At 48.0% G+C, this 12,648-nt stretch carries 10 protein-coding genes; 9 read left to right on the plus strand and 1 reads right to left on the minus strand.

Annotated features, from left to right (window positions below; genetic code table 11):
- Positions 1-41: 41 nt before the first annotated feature.
- Positions 42-815 (minus strand): type III pantothenate kinase, encoded by a 774-nt coding sequence (locus tag DXC57_RS00205; RefSeq protein WP_106999733.1) that lies wholly within the window; start codon positions 813-815, stop codon positions 42-44.
- Positions 816-1,124: 309 nt separating this feature from the next.
- On the opposite strand from DXC57_RS00205, the gene DXC57_RS00210 reads away from it, so the two are divergent.
- From DXC57_RS00210 to rpsA, 9 genes are all read left to right on the plus strand, one after another.
- Positions 1,125-2,714, plus strand: a complete 1,590-nt coding sequence (locus DXC57_RS00210; RefSeq protein WP_106999734.1) for a peptide chain release factor 3 — start codon at positions 1,125-1,127, stop codon at positions 2,712-2,714.
- Between the two features lie 243 nt (positions 2,715-2,957).
- Positions 2,958-3,407, plus strand: a complete 450-nt coding sequence (locus tag DXC57_RS00215; RefSeq protein WP_022360228.1) for a GatB/YqeY domain-containing protein — start codon at positions 2,958-2,960, stop codon at positions 3,405-3,407.
- A 32-nt stretch (positions 3,408-3,439) separates the two neighbouring features.
- Positions 3,440-4,843 carry a dipeptidase PepV gene (pepV, locus tag DXC57_RS00220; RefSeq protein WP_117795236.1) on the plus strand — a complete coding sequence of 468 codons (1,404 nt, stop codon included), beginning with the start codon at positions 3,440-3,442 and terminating at the stop codon, positions 4,841-4,843.
- Positions 4,844-4,997: 154 nt separating this feature from the next.
- Positions 4,998-5,990 (plus strand): FAD-binding protein, encoded by a 993-nt coding sequence (locus DXC57_RS00225; RefSeq protein ID WP_118650657.1) that lies wholly within the window; start codon positions 4,998-5,000, stop codon positions 5,988-5,990.
- A gap of 356 nt (positions 5,991-6,346) precedes the next feature.
- Positions 6,347-7,645: a dicarboxylate/amino acid:cation symporter gene (locus tag DXC57_RS00230; protein WP_118637465.1), complete on the plus strand. Its 1,299-nt coding sequence runs from the start codon at positions 6,347-6,349 to the stop codon at positions 7,643-7,645.
- Between the two features lie 250 nt (positions 7,646-7,895).
- Entirely contained in the window at positions 7,896-8,912 is a 1,017-nt protein-coding gene (locus DXC57_RS00240; protein ID WP_118538676.1) for an aminopeptidase, read from the plus strand.
- Between the two features lie 526 nt (positions 8,913-9,438).
- On the plus strand, positions 9,439-10,425 hold the full coding sequence (locus DXC57_RS00245; RefSeq protein ID WP_118650659.1) for a LysR family transcriptional regulator: 987 nt from the start codon (positions 9,439-9,441) through the stop codon (positions 10,423-10,425).
- Between the two features lie 300 nt (positions 10,426-10,725).
- Complete coding sequence (gene ispH, locus DXC57_RS00250) at positions 10,726-11,577, plus strand: 4-hydroxy-3-methylbut-2-enyl diphosphate reductase (protein WP_118651298.1); 852 nt, start codon at positions 10,726-10,728, stop codon at positions 11,575-11,577.
- A complete protein-coding gene (gene rpsA / locus DXC57_RS00255) occupies positions 11,558-12,640 on the plus strand; it encodes a 30S ribosomal protein S1 (protein ID WP_022360427.1) in 1,083 nt (360 codons plus the stop codon). Before ispH ends, rpsA begins: the two co-directional genes overlap by 20 nt.
- Positions 12,641-12,648: the final 8 nt, after the last annotated feature.

Genomic DNA, 12,648 nt, shown 5'->3' on the forward strand with positions numbered 1-12,648 from the left:
TGTATCATATAGATGCATCTGCCGAGAGACAGCCTTTTTGATTATTCGGTTCTCCTGTTTTTTTCATATAAATGTAGTAATCCCTTCATCAACAGCGCCCCATCATACGTGATCGTATGCGAACAGAGCGGCAGGACAATCTTGGAGATGCCGCCGGTGGCGATGATGGAAGTTTTCTCTCCGAGTTCTTCCTCGATGCGATCCAGCATACCGTCGATCATCGCGGCATTGCCAAATATGACGCCGCTTCTCATGCAGTCTATGGTATTTTTGCCAATGACACGGCGCGGCGTATCGAGGCTGATGCGCGGCAGCTGGGCAGTGCTGGCGCTCATGCTGTCGAGGGAAACGCGAAGTCCCGGCAGGATCGCGCCGCCGACATAGCGTCCGTTTTTGTCGATGACAGACATGGTCGTAGCGGTTCCCATTTCGATGATGATGATTGGCGGTTCATGCTCTGCAAGGGCACCGACTGCGTTTACGATCATATCACTGCCGACGGATTTCGGGTTGTCCATCAGGATGTTTAAGCCGGTTTTCATGCCGGAACCGACCAGCATTGCGTTTAGTCCCGTTATTTTACGGATGGCGGCAAGAATCGTCCGGTTAAGCGGCGGAACGACCGAGGAGACGATCGCACCATCAAGCTGATCTGGGGCAATATGGTAAATTTCAAGAATACTTTTCAGCGCCACGGCATATTCCAGATTCGGTTTTCCGATGGTGGTCGTGATGCGTTCTACAAAATACGTTTTTTTTGCGTCGATCACGCCGATAATAATGTTGGTGTTTCCAACGTCGATAGCTAGAATCATAAAATAACTCCTTTATATCTCCTGCATCTCTACAATAATCAACATCTCTTATAAAAAGTTGATTGTATAGTTATCGCAACGGTTTCATATGTTCAACTGTTACTATTTATTATATATCCACGTTAATAGTATGATTATATGTTTTTTAAAGAAAAGGATCAAGAAGAAGATGAAAAATGTTTTTAAGATCTGTTACCGATCGCGCGTGAGTGAACCGTAACTTGGACTTGCGTATTCGTTTAAAATAATATAGAATAAATACGTTTAGACAAAGTTAAAGAATGGTAGTAAGTTTGGAGGAAGATTTTTTTGGAAAATATAGCGGAGCAGATCAAAAAACGGCGTACATTCGCCATTATTTCCCACCCGGATGCTGGTAAGACAACCCTGACGGAGAAGTTTCTTCTCTACGGAGGCGCGATCAACCTGGCTGGTACGGTCAAGGGAAGAAAAGCGGCCAAGCACGCGGTTTCTGACTGGATGGAGATAGAGAAGGAGAGAGGTATTTCGGTTACCTCTTCCGTATTACAGTTTAATTATGAGGGATTTTGCATCAATATCCTGGATACACCGGGACATCAGGATTTCTCGGAGGATACCTACCGTACTCTGATGGCAGCCGATTCGGCGGTCATGGTCATCGATGGTTCTAAGGGTGTCGAGGCGCAGACGATCAAGCTTTTCAAGGTTTGCGTTATGCGCCACATCCCGATTTTTACCTTTATCAACAAGATGGACCGCGAGGCGCGCGATCCGTTTGAGTTGATGGATGAGATCGAGAGCGTGCTCGGCATCCGTACCTGCCCGGTCAACTGGCCGATCGGCTGCGGTAAGAATTTTAAGGGCGTGTATGACCGTGCCACAAAGAAGATCACAACCTTCACAGCAGCAATGGGCGGACAGAAGGAGGTCGCATCTCAGGAGTTCTCGTTAGAGGGCGATGAGGTTAACTCCATCATCGGTCCAGACTACCATCGGCAGCTGATGGATGATATCGAGCTTCTGGACGGCGCATGCGATGAGCTGGATATGGAGCGTGTCAGCCGCGGAAATTTATCCCCGGTATTCTTTGGTTCGGCGCTGACAAACTTTGGTGTAGAGACATTCCTGGAGCATTTCCTGAAAATGACAACCTCGCCGCTGCCGAGAAATACGACAACCGGCATGGTGGATCCGTTCTCTCCGAATTTCAGCGCGTTTGTCTTCAAGATTCAGGCAAATATGAACAAGGCGCACCGCGACCGTATCGCATTTATGCGTATCTGTTCCGGCAAATTTGAGGCGGGCATGGAAGTAACGCATGTGCAGGGCGGACGCAAGATCCGTCTCTCCCAGCCACAGCAGATGATGGCGCAGGATCGAAAGATCGTCGAGGAGGCATATGCGGGCGATATCATCGGTGTATTCGATCCGGGTATTTTCTCGATCGGTGATACACTTTGTACAGGTGAAAAGGTAGAATTTGAAGGCATTCCTACGTTCGCACCGGAACATTTTGCACGCGTGCGCCAGATGGACACGATGAAGCGCAAGCAGTTCATCAAGGGCATCAGCCAGATCGCCCAGGAAGGTGCGATCCAGATCTTCCAGGAGTTCAACACAGGTATGGAAGAGATCATCGTCGGCGTAGTCGGCGTCCTCCAGTTCGAGGTACTGACCTACCGTCTGGAAAATGAGTACAATGTAGAAGTCAAGCTGGAAAAACTTCCATACGAGTACATCCGCTGGGTAGAAAACGCTGACGAGATCGACGTAGCTAAGATCCAGGGAACTTCGGATATGAAGCGGATCAAAGACCTCAAAGACAATCCACTGCTTCTGTTTGTCAACAGCTGGAGTGTGGGAATGGTGGAAGAGCGGAATCCGAAGCTTAAGTTAAGCGAGTTTGGGCGTAACTAAAGCCATGCAGCGGAAAGCACCGTTTCAGCGAATGGAAAATTTATTTTTCAGGCGCTGAAAGGGGGATTTCTGCTATACGGCGCAGCCGGACAGAGGTGTGAAACCGCAGGTTTTGCACCCCTGGGCATGGTAAAACAAGAGAGAGTCCCTATTGCACCCCTGGGCATGGTGAAACAAGAGAGAGTCCCCATCGTCCCATCTGGGCATGGCGAGACCATAAAAAAAGAAAAGGAGACATTTCATATGAGCAGAGTAGATGTAGTACGTGCAGCCATGGTAGAAGCCATGAAAGCAAAGGACAAAGCAAGAAAAGATTCCTTATCCATGCTGTTATCCGCACTGAAAAATGCGGAGATCGACAAGCGTTCTCCGCTGACTGAGGAAGAGGCGGACGCAGTTGTAAAGAAAGAGATCAAGCAGACGAAGGAGACTCTGGAACTGGCTCCGGCAGATCGTGCGGATATCCGCGAGGAGGCACAGGCACGTCTGGCAGTTTATCAGGAATTTGCACCGGAGGATCTGACCGAAGAGCAGATCGCAGAGGTGATCAAAAGTGTTCTGGCAGAGCTTGGCATTGAAAATCCGGCACCGTCTGACAAGGGCAAAATCATGAAAACCCTGATGCCGAAGGTAAAGGGCAAGGCAGACGGAAAGGTAGTGAACCAGGTACTGGCTGGAATTCTGTCCAAATAATAACCAAAGGAAAAGAACGAGGCGGAAGATTTATGTATAAAAAGAAAATCGAGCAGTATATCGAGGCGCACAAGCAGGAGATGTTAGATGACATATGCGCGCTGTGCAGCATCAACAGCGAGCGTTCGGCATACCAGGAGGGCGATCCGTTCGGCGAAGGTCCGAGCCGCGCACTGGCACAGGCACTCAAAATGGCGGAAGAGTATGGATTTTCCATCAACAATTACGATAATTATGTAGGAACCGCCGATTTAAACGACGGTGAGCACCAGCTAGATATTCTGGCACACTTGGATGTTGTCCCGGCAGGCGAGGGCTGGACTGTGACACAGCCGTTTGAACCGATTGTAAAAGACGGAAAGTTGTACGGACGCGGCACGGCGGATGACAAGGGACCGGCGGTAGCAGCTCTGTATGCGATGCGTGCGGTCAAAGAACTGGGAATCCCGGTGACAAAAAATGTCCGCCTGATTCTGGGAACGGATGAGGAGTGCGGCAGCAGCGATATTGAACATTATTATAAAGTGGAGAAGGAAGCGCCGATGACATTTTCCCCGGATGCTTCGTTCCCGGTTATCAATATCGAAAAAGGACGTTTCCCGGGGCATGTGACAGCTTCTTTTGAGGTATCGACGGAGAATGCGCGGATCCTGTCCATCGAGGCTGGCATCAAGATCAATGTTGTTCCGGGCAAGGCGCATGCGACAATTACAGGACTGACCGAGGAAGAGGTACGTCCGATGGCAGAGGGCGTGACGAAGGAGACTGGCGTACAGTTTGAGCTTCAGGCAGAGGAAGATGTGATCGTGATCACCGCAGTCGGTGAGGGCGCACACGCCTCGACACCAGAGGAAGGCAAAAATGCGCTGGCATCCCTGCTTCTGCTTCTGGATCGCCTGCCATTTGCATCCTGCGGACAGACGAAGCTGATTCACAGCCTGACTGAGTGCTTCCCGTGGAATGATACCGAGGGAAAGGCGCTTGGCGTGGCGATGCAGGCAGAAGGATCCGGAGCGCTGTCTCTGGCATTCACGATGCTTACGATGACGGAGACACGGATGGAAGCGTACTTTGATGGACGTTTCCCGATCGGCGGCAATGATGACAACCTGTTGAAACCGGTGGAGGCAAAACTTGCGTCCCACGGCATGAAGTTGGAGTCCCCGCAGCTGCGAGAGCCGCATTTTGTAGATGGCAATTCCGAGTTTGTCAGAACACTTCTGAATGCTTATGAGCTTTATACCGGCAACAAGGGCGAGTGCAACTACACCGGCGGCGGCACATATGTGCATGACCTGAAAAACGGCGTTGCATTTGGCGCGTCGATGCCGGGCGTGGACAACCGTATGCATGGGGCGGATGAATTTGCCTATGTGAGTGATCTGGTGGCAAGCGCGAAGATTTTTGCACAGGTGATTGCGGATTTGTGTAAGTAACAGAAAATTTCGTTTTTTCCGCCGTAAGAATTAAAGAAACCTTAATTGATTCGCCGCAGGTTCTATGTTAGACTGAAATCCACAACCGAGAGGTACTGTGCATGTTTGAAGACAGCTGCAGGAACTCCGGCGAGAGGGAAAGGAGAGAACGATTATGAAAAAATCATTCCATACAGTTAAAAAGGCAGGGATTCTGACGGCGGCAGCGGTTCTGGGAACAGCGGCACTGGCGGGATGCGGCAGTAAGGCAGATACAACAGAGAGTGCAGCGGCAAGCGAGGAAGCAACCGAAGCGACCGGAGAGGCAGAAGCATCGGATGCACAGCTTGTCATCGCAGGTGGAGACAGCGCCGGACTGATCGCGGCGGTTCAGGCGGCAGCCGAGGGCATGGATCCGTCGAAGATCCTGATTCTGGCACCGGGCGAAGAGCTGGCGGCAGATATGACGGAGATGGCACCGTATGTCAATGCAGCCGATACGGATGAGCAGTTCCAGGCGAATCTTACGGATGATTTTGAGATTTATCTGTCCGATATTATGACGGCAGGAAATAATACGAACAATTCGGATATGGCGGCATATGTATCGGAGAACAGCGAAGAGGCGAAAGACTGGCTTGCCGACACACTGGGAATGGAGTATGGCGATCTGGCACAGGAGGCAGGTTCCTCGGTGGCCCGCAGTTTCCCGGCAAAAGAGGGAAATCTGAACGAGCTTGCACAGGAAGCGCTGCTTAAAAAAGTCGAAGAGCTGAAGATTCCGGTTGAATATAAGGCAGAATTAAAGAGCGTCGCTTACAATGAAGAAGGTGCCCTTGACCGCATCACTGTGACGGTGGACGGCAAGGATCAGGAGATTGACTGCCTGGCACTGGTAGCGACCGATGTCTCCCTGATTCCGGTTTTTGAGGAATCTCAGGTATATGAGGCAGATGGAAAGGCAGCTGCCTTGGTTGTCAGCAACAATGCGGAACAGCTAAACAAAGATAGCGGCGAGCTGATCAATGGTCTTTATGCAGCAGGTCCGATCCTGTCAGCGGCAGTAGACGGTGAAGGTGTGCTCTCCGGCAATGAGCTGACCGAGGCGGTTGTGTTTGGTTCGACTGCAGGAACAGAAGCAGCGGTTTATGTTTCGGATAACCAGTAAAAGCTAAAATGATTCACATATAATGCCATTTCTAAAAAGTAGATGATGCAGACGAAATAAAATAGAAACCTTTAAGAAGAAGGTTCAAGCAAGAAGCGGGTAAAAGCGAAAAAACTTTTACCCGCTTTTGGTATTTTACAGAAAACAGCACGGAACTGATTTGCAAAAATAAAATTGTTTTTATTATGGAGATAATACCTAAAAAGTAAGTCAGAACTAACTCTGTATCACTGAATTATTATAACTTATTCGCGATTCGATATATTTGTTTATAATAATCCGGCTTTTTGATACTATGTAGTCAAACCTCATGAGGAACACGAGAAATAAAAAACCATTACATAAGGGGGTATCACATGGTGGAGAAAACTAAAAATGGGGCGGAGAAAAAAGAAACTCCGTTGTACGTGAAAATATTCATTGCATTGTTTGCAGGTATCGCGTTTGGTTACGTCTTAAATTTTATGGGCGGCGTGGAGAATGAGATCATTAACGGATATGTCCTTCCGTTCTTCCAGTTCATTGGAGATTTGTTTATCAAGTTGATCAAGATGATTGTCGTTCCGCTGGTGTTCTTCTGTATCATCGACGCGGCGCTCTCACTGGGTGATATCAAGAAACTTCGAAGCATCGGCGTTAAAACCATCATCTGGTTTTTAGCAACGGGCGGTATTTCGGCAACCATCGGTCTGATACTTGCCAATATTATCAAACCGGGACACGGCTTGCAGCTGGGAACGGCAGAGACAGCAATGGAGGTGAAAGAACTTCCGGGTATCTACCAGACACTGCTTGACTTAATCCCATCCAACCCATTCCAGGCACTGACAAGTGGCGAGATGATGCAGATTATCGTCTTCTCCCTGTTTCTTGGATTTGCCATCATCAGCATCGGCAAGGAAGCGCAGCCGTTATGTGACATCATCAGCCTTTGCTCACGGACGATGTTTAAGGTTATCGATATGATTCTTGGAATCATCCCTTACGGCGTATTCAGTTTGATGACGGTAGCACTTGCAAAATATGGCGTTGCCATCTTCGGACCGGTTCTGAAATTCATCTTAACTGACTATCTTGCCTGCATCACCATGAGTATTGTTGGATACAGCATTTTCCTTAGCGTGATTGGAAAGGTAAATCCGATGAAGTTCTGGCGCAAAGCGTTTGAACCTTGGATGATCGCATTCAGTACCTGTACCTCTTCCGCAGCACTTCCGGTATCGATGGAAGTAGCACCGAAGAAGATGGGCGTTCCGAGAGATATTGCGAGTTTCGTACTTCCACTTGGATGTACCGCTCAGATGAACGGAACATGTGCATACTTTGGTATCGTTGTTCTCTTTGCCGCACAGCTGTACGGCGTAGAGTTAAGTATTCAGCAGCAGATTATGCTGGTTGTACAGGCAACCTTCTTAAGCGTTGGCTGTGCAGCAACTCCGCAGATTGGTCTGGTTATCAGTTTAACCCTGATGACCCAGATGGGACTTCCGCTGGATGCATACGCACTGGTAGCTGGAATCTATCGAATCATCGACCAGATTCACACATCTACTAACTCTGTAGGCGACCTGGTAGCATCTGTCTGCATTTCTCAGATGGAGGGCGAACTGGATCACGAGATTTTCAATCAGGAAGAAGCCAAAAAGGCAGCTTGAGTTTTAGAAAGAGACATCCCGGATTCGTATGAAATGTGAAATATATCTGGGCAGTAGTTATGTATGGAACCCGGAAAGCGGGGAAACGACAAATTTGTGCAGAACGTGAATCAAAGATGGAATATGGAACACCCGGTTCTGAAAAGTCCACGTTTTCCGGATAAAAAGGAAAAAAACAGAAATAATTCCCACTTGCAAAGGTGCAAAAATTTAAGGAAACCAGACAAAACAAGAAAAGGAGATTAAAACTATGAGTGATAACAGAATTATCGAATGTATGGAACGTGCACAGTATCTTCTTGGCAACCTGATGGCTGTTAAACCGGGCGAGGAAGTTTTGATTGTCGTTGACCCTCAAACCGACGAGAGAATGACCCAGGCGATGGCAGCAGCCGCTTTAAACTGCGGCGCTGAGTACGGCGTATACATGATGCCGATTCGTGGAAAAGACAAAGCAACCATTTTCCCGAAGTCACTGGAGCTTGGCATGGATGCCTGCGATGTATTTGTCGGCATGACCACCGCATCCGGTGCAGCTATCTACAATAACCACCTGAAAGAGCTCATCAACCAGAAGAAACTTCGCGAGGTTTCCATCTGCTTAAGAAGCATCGATAACTTCACAAGAGGCGGCGCACTGGCAGATTATGAAGCAGTTTACGCAGACGGCGAGAAGCTGCAGGCAATCTGGAGAGGTCATAAGATGGCTCACATCACCACACCGGCTGGTACCGACCTGTACATGGAAATGAATCAGATGGAGCCGATCATCGAGTGTGGTATCGCGAGAAATCCGGGCGATGCAATGGCATGGTCTGACGGAGAGGTTTCCTTAGGACCGGTGATCGACACAACCCATGGCAAACTGGTAATTGATGGACCTATCTGCTACTACGGCTGCCCGACCACACCGGTTGAGTTAAAGATTGAGAAAGGCCGTATCGTAGAAGTAGTCGGCGGCGACCCGAAGATCTGCAAAGAGATCCGTCGTCAGATTGCAGAAGTCAAAGATTCCGACAACATCGCAGAGATCGGACTTGGACTTAACCCGGCTTGTATGTTCAACGGAGACTTCGAGGAAGAGAAGAAGGCAAGAGGAACCTGCCACATCGCAATGGGCAACGGCTTCTACTATGGACAGCCGGCACGTTCGACCGTACATATCGACATGGTACAGTACAATCCGACCGTTATCTTCGACGAGGGAACACCAGAAGAAGTTCTGATCGTAAAAGACGGCAAGGTTGTTTGTTTGGGCGACAAATAATATGGCTATATATTAAGAAATATCAAGAACGAATTGTCAATGAAAGACTGCATGAATTGCGGCTGTGATTTCCCCTTGAGCAGCCGCAATATAAAACATCAGGAATTTGTAAAAGCTTAGGAATTGAATAAACCTCCATATTAAAAATGGAAGCTGTGGACGCAGGTTAGCTGCCTTAGATGTGCAGAGCGCAGGTGTTCGCAGCTTCTTTTGAGTGCTGATTCACGCACCTGGAAGTTTCGTAAAACAAGCTGGATTCTGTCTGAAAAACGACAAATGGACGGAAAATACAGTTTATTTGTTTACAGATATAGAAATCTTATGATAAAATAATAACAATAAAAAATAACTGTTAGATATGGCGGTTATATTCGTTTATAGCAGATTTTAGCATAGAGATATGGGAAAGTGGATCAGCCATATTTAAGTGTAGAGCCATGGCAAAATTCGTTATGGGTCATGTGTGCAAGAACCGTAACATCATTTAAGCAAAGCAGGATGGAAAATGGACAGGGGGAATTGACAAATGCTGAATGAAATGAAGTACGTGTATGAGGTTTACAAAGAAAAGAGTTTTTCCAAAGCGGCGAAGAAGCTTTTTATCAGCCAGCCAGCACTCAGCAACATGGTGCGGAAGGCAGAGAAAGAGATGGGAGCGCCGATTTTTGATCGCAGTACGATTCCGCTGACGGTGACGAAGGAGGGCGCGTATTACATCCGTACCGTTGAAAAGATTCTTTTTCTGGAACGGAATTTGGAACGGTATTTTCAAGATATTGCGGGGCTTCAGGGCGGCACGCTGGCGCTCGGCGGTGCATCTTATTTCTGCTCGTTTGTGTATCCGGATCTGATTGCCCGTTTTCAGACAAAATATCTGCAGGTTACGATTGACCTAACAGAAGGAAATACGCGGGAGCTGAAAGCGGGGTTGGAAAATGAGTCGCTGGATCTGGTGTTGGAGACGGCGATGGAGAAGGACGATACTTCGATCAAACGGTATTTATTCCGGAAGGAAAATCTGATTCTGGCAGTTCCGGAAAGTTTTCCGGTTAACCGGAAGCTGCAGCCATACCGACTGTCCAGGCAGGAGATTCTGTCCAAGTCCTTTTTAAAACCGGAGGTGGAGGCGGTTCCGTTAAAGGAATTTAAGGATGTGCCGTTTATCACGATGAAACCGGGCAATGATATGTATAAACGAGGCGCGAAAATGTGCCGCAACGGCGGTTTTACGATGAAAACTGTGATGATGGTGGATCAGGTGCTGACTTCTTTAAATATCGTCTCCAACGGGGTTGGAGCGATGTTTGTGCGTTCTGATATTGTACAGTGGCGTCCGGAGGACCCGAGGCTGGTCTATTATAAGCTGGACGACCCGCTGTCTGAGCGGGAGATCACATTTTCGGTCAAGCGGGGGCGTTATGTGACGGCAGCGATGCGTGAGTTTATGCGTCTGGCAGGCATCCGGTCGGATGATCCGGACACCGATCCGGCTGCCGGGAGGCAAAAGGAGTAACGGCAATTTCCGAAGACAGGGACTGAATGCGGCGTAAATTCCGAAATGCGGTTGCAAAATCAGTTAATCGTGTAAATTTTATATAATTTTACGTCGATTTAGACTTTACCAGCAGTCTAAAGTATGATAAACTATAACAATGAGGGTAAATGAGTTGCCGATTAAAGGCGGAAGAATTTCTATTCTGGAGAATTCGCGGGATGCTATGAGAGACAGGAGCAAAGGCGGATTTTATGAAGGAGACAGAGGGGATTTATTTATCCAAGATGATGAGGAATAGGAGGAATGGCGGGCAGGAACATGGAAATCACAGTTGCGAAGACGGCTGGCTTCTGCTTTGGCGTGAAGCGGGCAGTCGAGAAGGTATATGATCAGATAGCGACGGGGAAGAAGCAGATCTATACCTACGGTCCCATCATCCACAATGAAGAGGTGGTGCGGGATCTGGAAGAGAAGGGCGTACAGGTCATCAATTCGAAGGAGGAACTGGAAGCCCTGAAAGAAGGCGTGGTCGTCATCCGTTCCCACGGCGTAGGTAGGGAGATCTATGAGCTCCTGGAACGCCAGGGACTGGAGCTTGTGGACGCGACCTGTCCATTTGTCAAAAAGATCCACAAGATTGTCCGGGAACAGTGTGAAGCCGGACGCCGCGTGATTATCGTGGGAAATGAGCACCACCCGGAGGTCGAGGGTATAAAAGGCTGGGGAAATGAGTATACTCTGGCAGTCGAGTCACTGGAGGAATTTGAAAATCTGGCACTCAGGCCGGATGAAAAGCTCAGCATCGTGGCGCAGACGACATTTAACTACAATAAATTTCAAGATTTAGTTGAAAAAATTTCAAAAACGTATTATGATATACTTGTTTTAAATACGATTTGCAATGCAACACAGGAGAGACAGGTTGAGGCGAGGCAGATAGCTTCACAGGTGGATGTTATGATTGTTATCGGAGGACGAAACAGTTCTAACACACAAAAGTTGTATGAGATTTGCCGCAGGGAATGTAAACACACTTACTACATTCAGACACTGGAAGATTTCAAGCCTGAGATAACAGGTACTGTGCGCAGCGTAGGTATTACAGCCGGGGCATCGACCCCAAATCAAATTATCGAGGAGGTTCATACTAATGTCAGAATTAAGTTTTGAACAAATGTTTGAAGAATCATCATTCAAGAGATTACGTACAGGAGAGGCTGTTACCGGTCAGGTTATCGGTGTCAAGGAAGACGAAATCATTCTCAGCATCGCTGGAAGCAAATCCGAAGGCATCATCACAAGAAGCGAATTCACCAATGAGCCGGGCGTAGATCTTAGAACCAAAGTTCAGGTCGGCGACGAACTGGAAGCAAAAGTTCTGAAAGTAAACGACGGAGAGGGCATGGCTGCTTTATCTTACAAGAGACTGGCTGCTGATAAGGGTCTGAAACGTCTGAAAGAAGCTTTCGAGAACAAGGAAGTTCTGAAAGAGAAAGTTACACAGGTTATGGAGAAAGGCCTCGTAGTAGAGGTTGAGGGAACCCGTGTATTCATTCCGGCAAGCATGGTTTCTGATACTTATGATAAAGACTTATCCAAGTACGCAGGTCAGGAGATTGAGTTCGTAGTTACCGAGTTCAATCCGAGCGGAAGAAGAAGCCGTATCATCGGCGACCGCAAGCAGATCCTGCTTGAGAAGAAAGCTGCTATGCAGAAAGAATTATTCGAGAAGATCGCTGTTGGTCAGACCGTAGAAGGTGTTGTTAAGAATGTAACTGATTTCGGTGCATTTATCGACCTTGGCGGCGCTGACGGTCTGCTTCACATCTCTGAGATGTCCTGGGGCAGAGTTGAGAATCCGAAGAAGGTTTTCAAAGTAGGCGATAAAGTAAAAGCTCTGATCAAAGATATCAACGGCGAGAAGATCGCTCTGAGCTTAAAGTTCCCGGAGAGCAATCCGTGGGCAAACGCAGCTGAGAAATATGCTGTAGGCAACGTAGTAGAAGGCAAGGTAGCACGTATGACTGATTTCGGCGCATTCGTTGAGCTGGAGCCAGGTGTAGATGCACTTCTTCACGTATCCCAGATTTCCAGAGAGCATGTTGACAAACCATCCGACGTACTGAGCGTAGGACAGGTTATCACTGCTAAGGTAGTTGATTTCAACGAGGCAGACCGCAAGATCAGCCTGAGCATGAAAGCTCTTGAGAATCAGGAAGCAGAAGAAAACTAATCAAACGG

The sequence above is a fragment of the Clostridium sp. TF06-15AC genome (assembly GCF_003481165.1).
Taxonomy (GTDB): domain Bacteria; phylum Bacillota; class Clostridia; order Lachnospirales; family Lachnospiraceae; genus Otoolea; species Otoolea fessa.